The following is a 16623-nucleotide window of genomic DNA, read 5'->3' as shown; positions in this document are numbered from 1 at the left end:
CGATCGATTTGGATGATAATGGGTCTTCTGGTCACTTTTTGAGCTTGAATTTTACGCGCCAGTTCGCGGAAGATATCCCCTGTTCCGGTAATATTCCTCGGGTTATTACAATATGACTCGCATAAGCAGGGGAGGCTTGGATGCGTCAGTTTTCGATTTTGTTGGTCTTCGTGGTGGCCTTTGGGGGCGCTGCAGTGCTGTATGAGCAGGAAAGTCGCAAGGTGAAGGGCGTTTTGTCCCAGATTACCGATTTGCAGGCCAAAGTGGGGGATATGCAGGCGGAGATCAACCGTCTGAATGGCGAGCTGGAGGCGGTCAAGTTGGCCGAGCGTCGCCGCCCTAACCTGAACAGTATTGCCAGCCGTGTGCTGAAAAACGAACCTGCAGCGCCGGTTTCCAGACCAGCGCCGACGGCGCAGCAGCGTGGACTGATGGCCAGTGACGTCACGGCTGCTGCCCCGGCGATTCGCGGCCGCGGTGAACCGGAAGAAGAGGGTGAGTGGTCCAAGCCGACGGTGGATGCTGAGGCGTACCAGTCACAATCGGACAGCGGTGAATCTGTGACGGATCCGTATCAATAACGCGAACGCCATCATTCCTGCGCTGAACTTCTCGTACAGTTAGCGACACCGTTATCGTTACAATAGAGCCCGCTTCAATAGCGGGCTTTTGATTTTGGGGCTGGCGGCTTGCCGATACATTGATTTACCGCAGAATTAGCGGAAAATTTTCGGACGTGGAATTTTTATGACGACAACAGCATTTTACGACTCTCTTTGTGCGCAACTGGCCGGGCTTTTGACCGGCGAACGCGATTGGCTGGCGAATACCGCAAATGCCAGTGCGCTGCTATTTATGGAACTGCCAGACATAAACTGGGCCGGCTTCTATTTCCTGCATGGCCAGGAACTCACCCTGGGGCCGTTTCAGGGGAAGCCCGCGTGCACGCGGATTGCCGTCGGTGCCGGGGTTTGTGGTACCGCGGTTGAAACCGGGCAGTCGCAGTTGGTGAAAGATGTACATCAGTTCCCGGGGCATATCGCCTGCGACGCGGTTTCCGCTTCGGAAGTGGTTGTGCCGCTATACCATGGCGAGCGCTGTATTGGTGTATTGGATATCGATAGCCCCTCTGTGGCGCGGTTCACGGATCAGGACCTGGCTGGTATAGAGGCGTTCGCCAATGTCCTGTTGCAGCATTCAGATTTGCCATAGGGTAGGGGTTAAGTACTTGGGACTCAGGAAGGTTGGGGCACAGGGATGGCGCTGGTTTGGGAAAAGCAGGTAGGGGGTAACCGGTACCAGGTTCGCAAACATGGGGCCAGTGTCCGGCTTTACAGCAATGGTGTTTTCCATTCCCAGTGGAACCCGAGAGACCCACTGAAAGGTTCCCTTTGGGAGTTGTTGTTACTCCCCGCGTTTTTTCTCCCTGAGAAACAGATACAGCGGGTATTGCTACTCGGAGTGGGCGGTGGTGCGCTGATCCGGTTGCTGCAAAAATTTGTCCAGCCTGAATCTATCGTCGGGGTGGATATAGATCCGGTACATCTGACGGTAGCCCGCCGATATTTTGGTGTTCAGGGTGTCGAGTTGGTTTGTGCGGATGCCCGGGAGTTTATCGCGGGGCTGGATAGCAGTAATACGAGTGCGCCCTTTGACTTGATCGTCGATGACCTGTTTGGTCATAGCAACGGTGAGGTGGCGCGCGCGTTTGAGGCGGACGGTTACTGGTGTAGTAAGTTGCTGCGTCAGCTTTCCCCGGCTGGCGCAGTGGTCAGCAATTTTGTCAGCCGCCGTGAACTCCTCGCCAGTGGCTGGCGTCAGGCGGCAATTCGGGAGCGCCTCCAGGGTGCCTGGACTGCGCAGTCGCCGCTCTACGATAACTGTATCGGTGTCTTCAGCCGTGTACCGCTCGATAAGTCAAATCTTCTCACCCAGGCTCCGGCGGCCATAAATCCCAATAATCCCTTCCGAAAGCTGGATTCCCAACTGCGTGCTCTGCAGTGAGCGGGCAGGTTGATTGGCGGGTGAATGATCCTTGTGACTATACTGGATTTAGGCAGTTGTTTTCCCGGGATCAATTGATGCGATACAAGACCTTGGAAGATGTGATTCAGGAGGGGAGGGAGTTTCACCTGAAGCTGAGCCGGCAGTACGAAGAGTTCGAGGTGTTGTCCGCCAATGAGCGGGCGTGCCTATTGCTGGACCAGTTAAAGCGGCGGGAAGTTTCCATGATGCATACCTTGGAGAACTTCCGCGAGGATATTGGTGATGGGGCTTTGCATACCTGGGTGCAGTTCGCACCGGAGGGGCGTGAGCCCGAGTTTCTGCAGCGGTTGCGCAATATCGACGTCAGCGATGTGGAAGCGATTGGCCAGCTGGCCATGGATATAGAGATCTACCTGGCGGATCAGTATCGGGACTTGCTGCTGGGAGCCGATACGCCGTCGGCCAAGCATGCACTGGAGCGACTGCTGGAGCTTGAGCAATTGGAGGAGCACACGCTCTCCATGAACCTGTTCAACCTGCGAGATTACTGAGTATTCGTCTGCGATTCTTTTCGAGGGTTATTTGTCGAATTGCAATCGCCGCTTCAGCTTTTTGTCAGGCGGTAGACACAGAAGCCTTTTTCTTTATTCAGTAGTTCTGCGCATTGGAAGATACCCTGTGCCTTCTTGCCGAGGGGAATAAATTCATTGACCACGAAAAGCGCGATACCCTGCGGGCGTAGAATACGCGCTGCCTGTTTGAGGAATCGGTCGGTGAGATCGCCCTCCACCTGGAACCCCTGATGAAAAGGTGGGTTGCAGATCAATAGATCGGCGCTGCCACTTTCGATCGCAGAGCCGGCATCGCCTGCTACTACCTCACCTTGAATTCCCAGTTCCTGGAAATTTTTCTGGCAAGCCTGTATCGCTGCGGCATTATTGTCTGTGGCCTGAATGTATATTGCCTGCGCTTTCGGCAATTGCTGTGCAAGCTGCGTAGAGAGATATCCGTAGCCGCAGCCTAGGTCTACCACTTGCGCATTGGTACTGGGGTGGTGTTCTGCAAAATGTGCGGCCAGCAGGGCGCTGCCCGTATCGATTTTGTTCCAGCCAAATAATCCCGGTTTTGAATAGAGTCCACCCAAACTTTCCAGTGGGCGCAGCAGCGGGTAGTCGCTGTCGTCCAGCCGCTGGCCAGTTTGGGACTGCACCTTGCTGATGCTCAGATAATCGCTGCCGTGCTTCTGTAACTGTTTACTTGCACCAAACCGCTGGGCGGCTTTTTGTGCGTAGGTTTTGATTCCGCTGTTCTTGCTGCCAATCAGCAACAGCTCACCGCCGGGCTGCAGGAAGTCCGGGGCGCAATTGATGATGTGGTGCACCGCGGCCTTTTCTTTGGAAACCGGGTACAGGATTCGGGAGAAGCGTCCCTCTACCTCGAGGGTGGTGCTCTCTGCAGCACTCTCAAGGTCAAAGTCATTGAAGCTGGCGCGGATGCCGATTTTTGCTGCTGCTTGCACTATATCCCAGCGGTTACTGATCAGCCTGCCGGGAAATGGCTGGCTGTTGCCGTTTGTATTGTCGACCAACAGCGCTTTGCTGTTTTCATCGGCAATCCACAGCGCGTTCTCGTCGCACTCGCGCAGTAATTGTGAAAGTAGGGCAAGCATAGGCTCGGCAGGCGTTACCAGAGTGGGTTAAAGGGAGTCTGTTCCGATACCGGCAATTTCTTCAGTGCTCAGTGGACGGTAGTCCCCTTCGAGAAGGTCTTCTTCCAGCACGATGTTGCCAATACGTTCGCGATGGAGTTCCAGCACTTTGTTGCCAAGAGCGGCAAACATCCGTTTTACCTGGTGGTAGCGGCCTTCACTGATGGTAATGCGCACTTCATTGCGGAAAAGGATTTCCAGCTGCGCAGGCTTGGTGCGCTTTTTCTCATTATTGAGCCAGATCCCCTTTTCAAATTTTTCGATCGCGCCGTCTTCTATCGGGTCCGCCAGTAGGGCGTAATAGGTTTTTGCGCAGTGGTGTTTGGGGGAAGTAATCCGGTGAGACCACTGGCCGTCATCAGTGATCAGTACCAGTCCCGTCGTATCGATATCCAGGCGCCCGGCTATATGCAGCTTGTGTTTGTTCGGCTCGTCCAGCAGGTCGAGCACGGTCGGGTGCTCGCCGTCTTTGGTGGCGCAAACGTAGCCGAGGGGCTTGTTGAGGATAAAGTAGCGCGGACCGGCCTCGGTGAGTAGATCGCCGTCCAGGCAGAGTTCGTCGGTCTCACGGACCTTGGTCGAGGGATCGGTCACCGCCACACCGTTGACGGTGATCCGCTCCTGTTTGGCTGCCCGCTTTACTTCTGCCCGGGAGAGGTCTGTGACTTGGCTGATCGCCTTGTCGAGACGCAGGGTCTTACCGTCAGCCAATCTTCTTTTCGCCTGAGTCGACAGATTGATAGATCAGGGTATTGATGGTCATGGGGCCAACGCCACCGGGAACCGGCGTGTACGCGGCAGCGCGATCCACCAGAGGGCCCAGTTCGATATCGCCTACGCCACCGGGGTGGTAGCCAGCATCTACAACAACAGCGCCGTCTTTGATCCAGTCCGCCTTGATGAACTCCGGGCGACCAACGGCGCCGACCAGGATATCGGCGCGGCTGATGTGATCCGCAAGGTCTTTGGTGCGGGAGTGACAGATGGTCACAGTGGCATTGGCATTCAGCAGCATCGCCGCCATCGGCTTGCCGAGGATCGGGCTGCGGCCGACGACCACGGCGTGTTTGCCAGACAGTTCGATGTTGTAGGCCTCCAGCAGGCGCATGATGCCCTTCGGAGTGGCGCAGCCGTACGCCTCTTCACCCATGGCCATGCGGCCAAAGCCCAGGCAGGTCACGCCGTCCACATCTTTTTCCAGGGCGATGGCGTCAAAACAGGCGCGCTCATCGATCTGCTCGGGAACCGGGTGCTGCAGCAGGATGCCGTGCACATTCGGGTTGCTGTTTAGCTCTTCGATTTTCGCCAGTAACTGTTCGGTAGTAGTAGAGGAGGGGAGTTCCACCTGCATGGAGTCCATACCGATGCGGCGGCAGGCGTTGCCCTTCATCTTTACATAGGTGGCAGAGGCGGGATCGTCACCGACGAGAATAGTGGCGAGGATCGGGGTCTGGCCGCCACTCTTCTCTTTTAGTGCGGTGACGCGGGCAGACAGTTCTTCTTCGGTTTTCTGAGCAAGAGCCTTGCCATCCAGAACCAGTGCAGACATAGGAGTTTCTCAACTTGAACGAGGAGTGCGGCGCAGGCACGCACTCAAAGCGTAGTAGTCAACTTCGGCACTAACGTCGGTACTGAGGGATGTATCAGTACCCAGCGCTGGCGTTGGTTGAAGGTTGGTTAAAATTAGTAGCTTAATAAAGGGGCGGCATTTTCGCACAAGCTGCGAATATTTTCCCTATAGAGTCACGCTGGATCGGCCCGTCACAGGCGGTTATCTGCTCAAAGGCTAAACTACTTTAAAAAGAATGGCTTAGCGGCGTTGACACCCTAGGGGGGCGCAAGTAATATGCGCGCTCTCGAACAGGGGGCGACTCCTGAGAAGAGAATCGGGGCATAGCGCAGTCTGGTAGCGCGCCTGCTTTGGGAGCAGGATGTCGGGGGTTCGAATCCCTCTGCCCCGACCATTTTTTACCGGGTTTTCTTGCGCCCGTAGCTCAGCTGGATAGAGCATCCGCCTTCTAAGCGGATGGTCGCAGGTTCGAGTCCTGCCGGGCGTGCCAATACCTCTATAGGTAGGGATGGTTCGGTGGTTGTCGGATGTGCCGCTGCCAACTGAGAGTCGCAGGGCTATTCCGGCCCATCAGTACAGCTGATGGGCGTAAAAATCGCCGCAAAGCGTTTGTAGCAGCGATTTTTACCCGGCTGTGCTTTGTGCCAGTTCGGGATGTTGATGTCGCCACAAGGCATCAATCAAAACTTTATCAATGGTGGCCGTAGCTCAGTTGGTAGAGCACAGGATTGTGGCTCCTGAGGTCGCGGGTTCGATCCCCGTCGGCCACCCCATATTTGACCTCTGGTCCCGAAAACCCGGCTATATGCCGGGTTTTTTGGTTTTTGGACGGTATTGTTCTATGGGTTGCCTTTACCAGTAGGGTGGCGATCTAGGATAATGCGCGCCAGTTTTGTGATTTCGGCCTAAGTATTGGCCGGACTTATCCATTTGCAGACATACGAAATCAATACTTAGGGGACGAATGTGACGGAAGTAGTCGAGCGTAAAGCAACCAATGTTCACTGGCATGACGGTGAAGTAACCCGTGGCGACCGTGCTGCTATGCTGGGTCATAAAGGTGTGACTCTGTGGTTTACCGGACTGTCCGGTTCTGGCAAGAGCACTGTTGCGGTTGCGGTGGAAAAGGCGCTGACTGCCCGTGGTGTGCTGAGTTACCGCTTAGACGGCGATAACATCCGTCTCGGTATAAACTCTAATCTGGGTTTCTCCGCGGAAGATCGTCAGGAAAACATTCGCCGTGTGGGTGAGATTTCCAAGTTGTTCGCTGACACTGGTGTTGTCGTATTGAGCAGCTTCATCAGCCCTTACGCAGAAGACCGAGCCCTGGTGCGTAAGGTGCACGAAGAGGGTGACCTTCCGTTCATGGAAGTGTTTATCGATTGCTCCCTGGAAGCGGCGGAAGAGCGTGACCCGAAAGGCCTGTACAAAAAGGCGCGCGCTGGCGAGATCCGTGGGTTTACCGGTATCGACGACCCCTACGAGGCGCCGGCCAATCCGGAATTGCACCTCCGCACTGACCAGATGACCCTGGAAGATGAAGTGGAAGCGGTCATTAAGTCGCTGCAAGAGCGTGGCATTATCATCTGATTTGCGACGGCTTCGTTTTCGTTATTGAGGTTGCAGCAGGTCGTCAGAGTCCTCTGGATTGATGTGTTGCAACTTCCAGTTTTCGGGGTAATTTTTCATTTAATTGCTCCGAAAATTCGTTCAATTTCCTCCTGTATTCCCCATCTCCTTGAATAGAATTCTGGGCCACTCTCTCCTCGGAATTTTCTTCTAGTTTACTCCTCCGCCAAGTCCCCAACGGTTTTCCCGGCGCCACATATACTGTTGCTGTGCTTGCAGGTTTGATCCGGCAAAGCACAGGGAACAGGACGTATTGGCGTACGGAGGCAGCTATGGCTTGGAGCGCACGGAAGATTACGGCGCGGTATTTGACCCGGCGATTACTGGCTGGTGTCGCGGCTTCATTTTTTGTGCTGTTGGGGCTTGGGTTCTGGTACGCCTACGAAAAATTGCCGCGTCTCCCGGGTGTGCCTAAAGCTCCTGTGGTTGGGGTACCCGCTGGTGCGCTTGATCACAGGCCGGCACCGGCCTACGCCGGGGATCACCCAAGAAAAAGTGGCCGTCCCGCAGAGTATTTTCCATTTCCCATCGCCATTGGTGAAACAGGGCCGGTAGAGACCCTGTTTGCCGGGCCATCCAGCTATCCGTTTCTTTGCGGTGAAAACGCAGTTACCGAGCTCCAACCTTTGGTGGACAACCACAATGGTGAAGGTGTCCCGGTATTTTCATTGGACGAGGCGGGCAATAAGACCGACGAAGTCATTGGCTACAGTCGGGATTGCAGCCATGCCACCTCAGTTGCTTACTTCTATCGCAGCACTCTGGACGGCAACTTTCATCCGCTCGAGAAGGCGCAGAATGATATCGATCTGGTGACCGTCAATGGCCAAACCACGGAGTTTGTGGTGCGGCTGGAGACGGGCACTATCAATCGATTCTTTTATGCCATCGCGGCATTGCGGGGTGATGGAGAGACACCGGAAAAACCGAACACTAGCAACTGGAACAAGCGGTTGATTTATCAGTTTCGCGGTGGCGTGGGAGTGGGGCGGCAGCAAGGTGACATCAGCAGCCGTTCAATCATTGATCGCCGTGCTGACCAGTTGGCACGCGGTTATGCGGTGGTCTACTCAACGGCTAACCAGACGAGTAATCACTACAACATCTGGCTGGCGGAAGATACGGCGCGTCGCCTCAAAAAACAGTTTGCTGCTTTGTACGAGGAGCCGTTGTATACCGTAGGCATCGGTGGCTCTGGTGGCGCCATCCAGCAGTATCTGCTGGCTCAGAACGCCCCGGGGGTGCTCGATGCTGCACTGCCACTTTACTCCTACCCCGATATGGTCAGCCAGACCATTTACGTTTTTGATTGTGAGCCGCTGGAGTATTTCTTTGACGTGGTGGCCGCGAAAGATTCTCGCTGGCAGGATGTGTCAGAGCGTGAGGCGGTGATCGGCCTGGCAACGCGGGATGAATTCGAACATCGCTTCAGGATTCTTGAGAATGCCGCGGCACTTTTCGATGGTCGTTACCGCGGTGTTGCTAAAGGTTCTTCGGAGTGTGTTCAGGGGTGGCGTGGCCTGGTGCCCCTGGTGAACAACCCGAACTTTATCCATTTCAGTAAAAGTTTTGCGGATCCGGTGGCCAAGAATACCCACTGGTCCCATTGGGAAGACTTGCGGGATTTCTATGGTGCGGGTGCCGATGGCTATGCCAATAGTGCCTGGGACAACCAGGGAGTGCAGTACGGTCTGGAAGCGCTCAAGGGCGGCCGGATCAGCATCGACGAGTTCCTGCGTATGAATGCCACTATCGGTGGTTGGAAGCCGCCGGAAGACCAGGGCGGCGAAAAGCTCTGGTTTATGAACGGGGATTTGTTCCCGGTAGACCTTTCTGTCTGGAGTGAGCACAACATGAACCTGGGCAGCCTGGATAATCCGGCGCCGAGGAATGTCGCCAGCGTCGAAGCTATCGAGGGGATTTATCGTTCCGGGCACGTGTTTCTGGGGGATGTCGAAATCCCGATTATCGATGTGCGCCACTATCTCGATGGCGAGCTGGACATGCACCACAGTCTCGCGTCTTTTTCCAGTCGGGAGCGTATTCGCCGGGCCCGTGGTCACGCCGATAACCAGCTGATCTGGATGAGCCACAAAAAGTACAACCCGGTCGATGAAGCGTTAGATATTGTTGATCACTGGATGCAAAAAATTATCGAGCATCCCGAGCGAGGGGTGGCGGGCAATCGGCCTGTGGAAGCGACGGACCGTTGTTTTGATCGGTCGGGCAATGTTTTGGCTGCAGGTCCCAGCGTTTGGAATGGTCGCTGGAACCGGAAGCCTGACGGTGCCTGCATGCAGCGCTACCCCATTCACAGTACGCCGAGGCAAATGGCAGGGGCCCCAATTACCGGGGATGTTTTCAAGTGCGCTTTACAGCCCGTCGAGCGAGCCCTGGCGAAAGGGGTTTATGGCGAAAGTTCTGCAGCCATTGTTGAGCACATTGCTGACATGAAGCGAATTTTCCCGGACGGCGTTTGTAATTACAGCGCCCCAGACCTGGGGCGGCCGAAAGATCGACTGTTTCAGCATGGCGGTGATGTCATTATTGCGGGTCATCTCGTTGGGGCAGACTATCGCCAGCTGCCCACAGAGCTGGCGCAAGATTCTGAGCCGGAATCCGAAGGGCAGGACGCTGAAGTGAAAGCGACGCCGGTTTCCGTCAACGGGAAAAGTGCTGGCGAAGAGAACTAATGTCCCACTGAAAAAATGCGCCAAAAATATTTCAAAGTTTTTGGCGCATTTTTTGTTGACACAAAATTTTGGTTCGGTATTATGCGCCTCGCTCTCGGGGGATAACCCCAGAGCAAAAAGGAAAGCTTCTGAAGAAGTTGCCCGAAATGGGTGGTTAGCTCAGTTGGGAGAGCGGCGGCCTTACAAGCCGTAGGTCACAGGTTCGACCCCTGTACCACCCACCACTTCCTCAAAGGAAGTCACTACCGCGGACCGGTAGTTCAGTTGGTTAGAATGCCGGCCTGTCACGCCGGAGGTCGCGGGTTCGAGTCCCGTCCGGTCCGCCAGATACAAAAAAGGCCCTGCTCGCAAGAGCAGGGCCTTTTTTGTATCTGCGGATTGCTGGGTGAGAACCCCGTTCGACCAAATCGCAAAGCGATTTAGGGCGCCGAAGGGTGAGCGGCAAAGCCGCGAATCAGTCCCGTGCTGATGTGGCATTAGCCCCTACGGTGGGCACCAGCAAGTTTGCCAATTGTCCAAAAATGACATATATTTTGGTCATATGTCCTCTATCTTCAATCCGGAGGCAAAATGGCCAATCCAGCCCATACCCCGCAAGCGACAGAAGATCAGGTCCTTCTGGAGGCAACCCTAAATACCGCCAGTCACCTGGGCCTGAAAAAGAAAGAGCTCGGCGAAATCATCCATCTGGACGACCGCACTCTGCGCCGCCGCAACGGCCTGGCGCCCCAGAGCGCAGAGGGGCAGTTGGCGCTGCTTTTAGTGCGTGCCTATCGGTCGGCGTTTGTCTTGATGGGGGCGAAGAGGGTGCCAAAACCTGGTTTGCCACTGCCAATCGCGCCTTGAACGGTATCCCCAAAGAGCTGGCCTGCCGTATTGACGGGCTGGTAAGGATTGTCACTTACCTAGATGCCATGCGAGGCAAGGTTTGAGTGGCTTCCGCGACAAGATTCTCCAATCTGCCACCCGTCTGATTGGTCGCCTGTACCGGATCATCGAGTCCCAAGAAGAAGTGGCGACCAGAAGCCTGGTGGATAGCCTGCAAAAGCAGGCGGTTCTTGAAAACCTGCTTGAGCAGAGTAAACCCAGTCGGCTACCTGGTAGTGAGCAACTGCATTACCTCCTGGCCACGCCATTCCGTTACCCTCCGCTCCCCTGGGGCTCGCGCTTTGGTGGCACCGCAGAAAGCGGGATCTTTTACGGTAGTAAAACGGTCACCACGGTACTGGCCGAGGCCGCTTACTACCGGTTGCTGTTTTTGAATGACATGGTTGGGTCGGTGGCGAAGCCGGTGACCAGTTTCCATCAGGTTTTTTCGGCCAAATATTGTGCAGACCCCGGGGTAAAGTTGCAAAGTGAGCACTGGCAGGCGTTTTGGCCACAGCTTACCCAACCGAGTGAGTACAGTTTTTGCCAGAGCCTCGGGGCACAGATGCGAGAATGTGGCATCAAAGGTTTGGAGGCTCCCTCCGTGCGGGCCCTGTGTGCAGGCTTGTCGAGTTTGCCTCTGAGTGGCGGGGAAGGGGTGAATGTGGCACTGTTTGCCCCTGAAGCGCTTTTAAGAAGGCCGCCCACGATTGAGGCGGAGGTCACAGCGGAGTCGACCTCCGAAGGCGTCGCCTTTCTGGTTAAATCAGGAAACAGCGTGGAATCAAGGCAGTTCGACCGCGCTGACTTCCTAGAGTCCGGCCAGTTGCCATTGCCTGCCTAACGTAGAGCCCCTGAAATGATCCGCTATCTGAGCGAGCTGAGTCTCGAGGCCTTTATCGAGGCTGCCCGCAATGTTCCCTATCAACAAATCAATTCGGACCTCTTTCCGGGAATCGACCTGTGGATTCGCCGGGATGACCTTATCGACCCTCTGATTTCCGGCAACAAGGCCTACAAGCTGATCTACAACCTGCTGGAAGCGCGGGCGCAGGGGAAAAACACCATCGTAACCTGTGGTGGAGCCTGGTCGAATCATCTGCACGCGACCGCGGCTGCGGGCCAGCGGTTTGGATTCAAAACCGTTGGGATAATCCGCGGGGAGCGCCCGCCAGTGTTGAGTGCCATGCTGCAGGATGCGGAGCGGTTTGGGATGGAGTTGCGGTTCGTCTCGCGCGCTGAGTATCGTAAACGGTATGACCCTAGCTTTTTGGCTCTAGTCGGGCAGAAATTGGATAATTCTTGGTTTGTGCCAGAAGGTGGTGCGAATATTCAAGGTGCGAGAGGTGTCCAAATTTTAGGCAGATCTATCAATGAGGTCAGCCCCACACGATTCGACGAGTATTGGCTGGCCTGTGGTACCGGTTTAACTTTAGGTGCATTGGCAGCTGTATTACCTGGGGACTGCACTGTTTACGGTGTCCCAGTGCTTAAAGCAGAGAGAGCTATTCGTGGAGATGCATTAGATTGGGCGCAGAGGTTGTCGAGCCATCATTGCAAAATTAAGTTAATCGAGGGGGCTCACTGTGGCGGCTACGCCAAAGTAGACACGCGGCTCGCGAAATTTATCGAAACATCTGGAAGCTTGTTAGCGGTTCCGTTAGATCGAGTTTACGGCGCTAAAGTTGCCCTCCAGCTAAATCTAGCTGGAGGTTTGTCTGGTCCCGCTTCTGAACGGGTTCGAAAAGAGAGAAGAGTTCTAATGATTCACACCGGTGGGTTGCAGGGAGAGCGAGGGTCGGTTGATTTTCAACCTGTCAGTACAATAAATGTACAGTCATTATAAGGTTCGACGTGAACGGCGCCGTTCGGCATAATTACGTCCTTTGTTACATAGTGTAAATGACTAATAGGGGGCTTCGTGCGTAAAGGGATCATTCTTGCCGGCGGGACGGGTAGTCGGCTGTACCCATTGACTAAGGCAGTAAGTAAACAGCTGATCCCAATATACGATAAACCAATGATCTATTACCCCCTAACTACTCTTATGTTGGCTGGGATTAAAGACATTCTTATTATTTCGACACCGCAAGATCTGCCCGCGTTTCAGAGCCTTCTGGGATCAGGAGAGCTTTGGGGGTTAAACCTCTCATACGCGGAACAGCCTTCACCGGATGGTCTCGCGCAGGCATTTATTATCGGAGAAAAGTTCATTGGTGGGGATGACTGTGCACTCGTTCTAGGAGACAACATCTTCTACTCCCACGACTTCATGAACTTATTGAGCAGTGCAACCTCAAAGGTAAGTGGCGCCACTGTATTTGGTTACCATGTTAACGACCCACGAGCGTATGGCGTTGTTGAATTTGATGATGATGGTCGCGCACTTTCAATTGAAGAAAAGCCGGAACATCCAAAGTCAAAGTATGCTGTGACTGGCCTTTATTTCTATGACAACCAAGTAATTGACATTGCAAAATCTATAGTGCCATCAGCTCGCGGTGAGCTTGAGATCACAGACGTGAACCGAGCCTACTTGGAAGCAGGGACATTAAATGTTGAAGTGATGGGGCGTGGAGCGGCTTGGTTAGACACTGGTACTCATGACAATCTACTCGCGGCTAATCATTTTGTGCAAACTATCGAGGCCCGACAGGGGCTCAAGATTGCTTGTCCGGAAGAAGTCGCCTATCGAATGGGATATATCTCGGCAGAAAAGCTGCAGCAATTAGCTCAACCGCTACTAAAAAGTGGATATGGAGAATATTTGCTGCAAGTTATTGAAGACCGGGTATTTTAATTGTGAACGTTGTCGATACGAAGATACCTGAAGTAAAGGTTCTTAAGCCCAAGGTATTTGGCGATGAGCGAGGGTTTTTTATGGAGACCTTCAGGGAAACGTGGTTTCGTGAAAATGTCGCTGATGTGACTTTCGTTCAAGATAATCACTCAAAGTCATCCCGCGGAATTTTGCGTGGGCTGCACTACCAGTCAAAGCACACGCAAGGCAAGCTTGTAAGAGTTATTAGCGGCGAAGTCTTTGATGTTGCCGTAGATATCCGTGATGGTTCTCCTACTTTTGGGCAATGGGCTGGCGCCTACCTTTCAGCGGAAAATTGTCATCAGCTTTGGGTTCCGGCAGGTTTCGCTCATGGCTTTTATGTAACATCAGAATACGCCGAATTTGTTTATAAATGTACCGACTATTATCACCCGGAAAGTGAATATAGTTTACGCTGGGATGACAGTGATATTGGTATTGCGTGGCCTTTGCAGGAAGGTAAAAAACCCCAGTTATCTGAAAAGGACAAGTGTGGCTTGACCTTGGGCGAAATACCGAGACTTCCTTATGAGTGTTGAGCGACGTAAAGCCCTTGTCTTCGGTAAGAATGGCCAGCTGGCATGGGAGTTGCTACGAACGGCACCTGAAGACTTTGCCGTTACGGCATTAGGTAGCAGGGAAATAAATATTCTGGATGCTGCCCAAGTAACTGAGGTTATAGAGTCGTATGCGCCGGATCTTGTCATCAATGCTGCTGCATATACTGCCGTTGACAAGGCAGAGGTAGAGCAGCAAGCGGCGTATGATCTAAATCAGCGAGCTGTTGCCAATATTGCTGAAGCTTTAATTGGCCACGTTAATACAGCCTTTGTTCATGTTTCGACTGATTTTGTATTCAACGGACAAAAATCTACTCCCTATACAGAAACTGATGACGCGAATCCAATTAGCGTATATGGAGCTAGTAAGCTCGCCGGTGAGAAAGAAATTCAGAACCGTAATTTGGCTCGTGCACTGATTTTGCGGACATCCTGGGTGTACTCCAGCCATGGAAATAACTTCGTAAAGACCATGCTGCGTTTGATGTCCGAAGGTGAGCGTGCCCACTTAAACGTCGTAGCCGATCAGATTGGCACGCCCACATGGGCATTCTCATTGGCGCGAGCCATTTGGCATGCAGGGCACGCCGATTTAGAGTCCCCTGAACCAAGCGGCACTAAAATTTCAAATTGGACCGATGCAGGAGTTGCCTCTTGGTATGACTTTGCGATTGCAATTCAAGAGTTGGCAATTGAAAAGGGATTACTTGAAAAAATAATTCCAGTTTACCCGATTCCGCAAATAGATTTCCCCAGTCAAGCTCCTCGCCCAGCATTTAGTGTATTGGACAAAACGAACCTTAATAGAACTTTTGGTCAAGATTTATGCCATTGGCGTAAGCAATTAGCAATGATGCTAGATGAATTATCTGGAAAATGAGCAGGCGTGCTCCGGCGCGTGGATAACCTCGAGTAAGCGCTCCTAAGTCATTAGGGGGCCCCTCAACCTTTTAGATGGTGCCGTTCAAGGAATTTAGTCAATCCAAAGAAGATGTACGGCAGGATGGTTTCCCAAAATATACTAAGAAGCAAAGTTTAAATACCACTTTTTGTTTGGCTGTACGGACCCTGGGTTGGTCAGTAAGGGGAGAACAGTGTCAGAATTCCATAGTATCGGCTTGATCGGTCGCCATGAAAGCGACAGCGCCGTGCAGTCGCTAAAGCGATTGAAGACTTTCCTGGAGAAAGGTGGTTATCAAGTTGTTCTTGACAATGAAACTGCAGCCAGCTTTGTCGCTGATGGCGTGCGAGTAACTTCCAAGGAAAAACTTGGGGAGCTATGCGATTTAGTTATAGTGGTTGGCGGAGATGGTAGTCTTCTGGCGGCTGCCCGCGCACTGGCTAAATTTAGTGTTCCCTTGTTAGGAATTAACAGAGGTCGACTAGGATTTTTAACGGACATTTCACCCGATGAGATTGAGACTAAAGTCGGAGAGGTGTTAGCGGGAAAATACATGGCTGAAAGCCGCTTCCTCTTGGATATGTCCGTCTCAAGGGAAGGGAAGCCCATAGGTAAAGGGTCTGCTTTGAATGATGTGGTTATTCATCCAGGTGAATATATCCGAATGATTGAGTTTGACCTTTTTATCGACGGACAATTTGTATATACACAACGCTCTGACGGTCTGATTATTTCTACCCCTACAGGTTCTACTGCGTATGCCTTGTCTGGAGGGGGACCAATTATGCATCCCAAATTAGATGCTATCGTTGTTGTCCCATTAAACCCGCACACTCTTAGCAGTCGACCTATTGTTGTTGAAGGAAGTAGCGAATTCAAAATTATCATTGGCGATGAAAATGTAGCGTTGCCGCATGTTACCTGTGATGGGCATGAACAATTCATTACTCAGCCCGGAGATGTAATTAGAATCCATAAAAAGCCTCACCGGTTAACACTGGTGCACCCCATAAAACATAATTTTTATGAAACTTGCCGCTCAAAACTTAATTGGCAAGTTAAATAGTAAAGCAATATTGACGACTTCCGAGAAGTCTTAGATGAAGTTTGGTGATGTAACTTGAATAAAATTGATTATAGTGGTCTAACTGCATATCTTTTTTGGTCTGAAATGCGGTCTGACTTAAACCGCTACCTATTAGGCCCCATATGGTGGGTATTGGAGCCGTGCCTTTATGTTGCGGTTTTTTATTTTGCATTTGCTCATCTGCGAGGTCAGAGTGACCATGTGTTTTCACTTCTTTGCGGCATTAGTGTGTGGCACTGGATTTCCTCTGTTATTAATCAAGGGGCCAACTCGTTAATAAAGAAGAAAGGAATCTTAAGAAGTTTTAGTGTTCATCCAATAATATTTCCTATTTCAACTCTTTTGGTTCACACGTTTAAGTTTGCAGTTGTAATGATTTGCGTCATTACAGTGCTCTGGTTAAACGGAGTGTTAAATTTCGCAGGGTTCCCGAGTTTTCTTTTATGGATTTTGGTTTGCTTGGTCGTATGCTTTTCATATTGTGTGAATTTAAGCCTCATAATTCCATTCGCACCTGACCTCCAGTTAATTATTTCCAGGGCAATGATGCTCCTAATGTTTTTGTCAGGAGTGATTTTTCCTATAAAGAATATGTCTCATAGCGTTCAAGAATTTTTGATTTGGAATCCGTTTGCGCACTTAATTGAGTCAGGGCGTAAGGTGTTACTTTATGGTGAGAGCCTTGATCCCCTCTTTATGGCGACAATCGTCGTAATTCACATACCTTTTTTGTGGATTGGTTTCTTTTTGTTAGGAAAGTTGCGTGGTGAAATACCCAAGCGATTAATTTAAGGTGTTCGA

18 protein-coding genes and 5 tRNA genes are annotated in these 16623 nt (G+C 52.3%); 20 read left to right on the top strand and 3 right to left on the bottom strand.

Translation table 11 applies throughout. The features are described from left to right. Positions 1–140 precede the first annotated feature (140 nt). The 4 genes from GRX76_RS13820 (at position 141) to GRX76_RS13805 (ending at position 2537) form a co-directional block, all read left to right on the top strand. A complete protein-coding gene (locus GRX76_RS13820) occupies positions 141–581 on the top strand; it encodes a hypothetical protein (protein ID WP_160153849.1) in 441 nt (146 codons plus the stop codon). Positions 582–747: 166 nt separating this feature from the next. Further along, on the top strand, positions 748–1212 hold the full coding sequence (locus GRX76_RS13815; protein WP_160153848.1) for a GAF domain-containing protein: 465 nt from the start codon (positions 748–750) through the stop codon (positions 1210–1212). Between the two features lie 45 nt (positions 1213–1257). Then, on the top strand, positions 1258–2004 hold the full coding sequence (locus tag GRX76_RS13810) for a methyltransferase domain-containing protein (protein ID WP_160153847.1): 747 nt from the start codon (positions 1258–1260) through the stop codon (positions 2002–2004). A gap of 77 nt (positions 2005–2081) precedes the next feature. After that, a complete protein-coding gene (locus GRX76_RS13805) occupies positions 2082–2537 on the top strand; it encodes a hypothetical protein (RefSeq protein WP_160153846.1) in 456 nt (151 codons plus the stop codon). 53 nt (positions 2538–2590) lie between these two features. On the opposite strand, the gene GRX76_RS13800 is transcribed toward GRX76_RS13805, so the two are convergent. From GRX76_RS13800 to folD, 3 genes are read right to left on the bottom strand one after another with little or no spacing between them, the layout of a single operon-like run. Then, positions 2591–3655, bottom strand: a complete 1065-nt coding sequence (locus GRX76_RS13800; protein ID WP_160153845.1) for a class I SAM-dependent methyltransferase — start codon at positions 3653–3655, stop codon at positions 2591–2593. A gap of 27 nt (positions 3656–3682) precedes the next feature. Continuing rightward, a complete protein-coding gene (gene rsuA / locus GRX76_RS13795; protein WP_255461811.1) occupies positions 3683–4405 on the bottom strand; it encodes a 16S rRNA pseudouridine(516) synthase RsuA in 723 nt (240 codons plus the stop codon). Beyond that, positions 4398–5243 (bottom strand): bifunctional methylenetetrahydrofolate dehydrogenase/methenyltetrahydrofolate cyclohydrolase FolD, encoded by an 846-nt coding sequence (folD, locus tag GRX76_RS13790; RefSeq protein ID WP_160153844.1) that lies wholly within the window; start codon positions 5241–5243, stop codon positions 4398–4400. The genes rsuA and folD overlap by 8 nt, the downstream gene beginning before the upstream one ends. 338 nt (positions 5244–5581) lie before the next feature. On the opposite strand from folD, the gene GRX76_RS13785 reads away from it, so the two are divergent. The 16 genes from GRX76_RS13785 to GRX76_RS19485 all read left to right on the top strand — a co-directional run bounded on the left by GRX76_RS13785 (position 5582) and on the right by GRX76_RS19485 (position 16614). Then, a tRNA-Pro gene (locus GRX76_RS13785) sits at positions 5582–5658 on the top strand. A 19-nt stretch (positions 5659–5677) separates the two neighbouring features. Beyond that, positions 5678–5754: transfer RNA gene (locus GRX76_RS13780), tRNA-Arg, on the top strand. 207 nt (positions 5755–5961) lie between these two features. Next, positions 5962–6037, top strand: a tRNA-His gene (locus tag GRX76_RS13775). A 193-nt stretch (positions 6038–6230) separates the two neighbouring features. Continuing rightward, positions 6231–6854 (top strand): adenylyl-sulfate kinase, encoded by a 624-nt coding sequence (gene cysC, locus GRX76_RS13770; RefSeq protein WP_160153843.1) that lies wholly within the window; start codon positions 6231–6233, stop codon positions 6852–6854. A gap of 311 nt (positions 6855–7165) precedes the next feature. Beyond that, a complete protein-coding gene (locus GRX76_RS13765) occupies positions 7166–9586 on the top strand; it encodes a DUF6351 family protein (protein WP_236250367.1) in 2421 nt (806 codons plus the stop codon). Between the two features lie 148 nt (positions 9587–9734). Further along, positions 9735–9810, top strand: a tRNA-Val gene (locus tag GRX76_RS13760). Positions 9811–9835: 25 nt separating this feature from the next. Further along, positions 9836–9912: transfer RNA gene (locus GRX76_RS13755), tRNA-Asp, on the top strand. A 244-nt stretch (positions 9913–10156) separates the two neighbouring features. Beyond that, a complete protein-coding gene (locus GRX76_RS19280) occupies positions 10157–10432 on the top strand; it encodes an antitoxin Xre-like helix-turn-helix domain-containing protein (RefSeq protein ID WP_236250366.1) in 276 nt (91 codons plus the stop codon). After that, positions 10429–10518 (top strand): hypothetical protein, encoded by a 90-nt coding sequence (locus tag GRX76_RS19490; protein WP_370463925.1) that lies wholly within the window; start codon positions 10429–10431, stop codon positions 10516–10518. The genes GRX76_RS19280 and GRX76_RS19490 overlap by 4 nt, the downstream gene beginning before the upstream one ends. Next, positions 10515–11297 carry an RES family NAD+ phosphorylase gene (locus GRX76_RS13745; RefSeq protein WP_160153841.1) on the top strand — a complete coding sequence of 261 codons (783 nt, stop codon included), beginning with the start codon at positions 10515–10517 and terminating at the stop codon, positions 11295–11297. Before GRX76_RS19490 ends, GRX76_RS13745 begins: the two co-directional genes overlap by 4 nt. A gap of 15 nt (positions 11298–11312) precedes the next feature. Further along, complete coding sequence (locus GRX76_RS13740) at positions 11313–12299, top strand: 1-aminocyclopropane-1-carboxylate deaminase/D-cysteine desulfhydrase (protein WP_160153840.1); 987 nt, start codon at positions 11313–11315, stop codon at positions 12297–12299. A gap of 75 nt (positions 12300–12374) precedes the next feature. Next, positions 12375–13253, top strand: coding sequence for a glucose-1-phosphate thymidylyltransferase RfbA (gene rfbA, locus GRX76_RS13735; protein WP_160153839.1), 879 nt, complete (start codon positions 12375–12377; stop codon positions 13251–13253). Between the two features lie 2 nt (positions 13254–13255). Continuing rightward, positions 13256–13813, top strand: a complete 558-nt coding sequence (rfbC, locus tag GRX76_RS13730) for a dTDP-4-dehydrorhamnose 3,5-epimerase (protein ID WP_160153838.1) — start codon at positions 13256–13258, stop codon at positions 13811–13813. Next, positions 13803–14714, top strand: coding sequence for a dTDP-4-dehydrorhamnose reductase (gene rfbD / locus GRX76_RS13725; protein WP_160153837.1), 912 nt, complete (start codon positions 13803–13805; stop codon positions 14712–14714). Before rfbC ends, rfbD begins: the two co-directional genes overlap by 11 nt. Before the next feature lie 214 nt (positions 14715–14928). Beyond that, on the top strand, positions 14929–15801 hold the full coding sequence (locus GRX76_RS13720; protein WP_160153836.1) for an NAD(+) kinase: 873 nt from the start codon (positions 14929–14931) through the stop codon (positions 15799–15801). A gap of 54 nt (positions 15802–15855) precedes the next feature. Then, entirely contained in the window at positions 15856–16614 is a 759-nt protein-coding gene (locus GRX76_RS19485; protein ID WP_160153835.1) for an ABC transporter permease, read from the top strand. Positions 16615–16623 lie beyond the last annotated feature (9 nt).

It is taken from the genome of Microbulbifer sp. ALW1 (genome assembly GCF_009903625.1).
Lineage (GTDB): Bacteria > Pseudomonadota > Gammaproteobacteria > Pseudomonadales > Cellvibrionaceae > Microbulbifer.
This window is presented reverse-complemented; position numbering and strand designations above follow the sequence as displayed.